Origin of the sequence: Myceligenerans indicum, from assembly GCF_016742955.1 — a bacterium.
GTDB lineage: Bacteria > Actinomycetota > Actinomycetes > Actinomycetales > Cellulomonadaceae > Myceligenerans > Myceligenerans indicum.
In genome coordinates this window covers 1-608 of record NZ_JABBYC010000142.1, presented here as the reverse complement: position 1 = coordinate 608, position 608 = coordinate 1, and the positions used below count along the sequence as shown (strand labels likewise).

General features: G+C 73.2%; 1 pseudogene. It reads right to left on the bottom strand.

The window, feature by feature from the left end:
• A pseudogene (locus tag HGK34_RS22310) lies at positions 1-456 on the bottom strand (hypothetical protein); the annotation flags it as partial.
• Between the last annotated feature and the right edge of the window lie 152 nt (positions 457-608).

The following is a 608-nucleotide window of genomic DNA, read 5'->3' as shown; positions in this document are numbered from 1 at the left end:
CCTTATCGTCGGCAGCGTCAGATGTGTATAAGAGACAGCCCTCGATCCGTCCCCGCCGACCACGACGTTCTGGTTGGTGGGAGCGTGTCCATCGAGCGGAATGTCGTTGTCGGCGGCGGGACTGTCGGCCGTGGGGTGGTGGGTGGGGTCGTCCTCGGCGAGGGTGAGGACCAGGTCGGCGTCGGACACCCCCGAACCGGCCTCCAGGCGGGTGAACGACCCGCCGTGGGTGGCCGTGGCCGCCGCGACCTCGGCGGCTACGGTGCCGACCAGGGCGCCGTCCCCGCGCACCACCACCCTGCGGCGACCGACCGCCGCGAAGGCGGCGTCGGGGAGCCACGCCGGGTGGGGCCCGGTGGTGCTGCCGGCCGTGCTGCTAGCCGGGCCGCCGCCCGCGCCAACGGCCCGGCCACCGGAGGAGATGCCGGCCGTAGGAATGGAGGATCTGCTGGCCATGGGGACGGAGGAGTTGCCGGCCGTGGGGGCGGAGGATCCGCCGGCCGTAGGGACGGAGGAGCCGCCGGAAGAACCGTCGGGCGGGCCGGCGGCCGGCGGGGTGGCTGTCTCTTATACACATCTCCGAGCCCACGAGACGGAGCTACATCTCG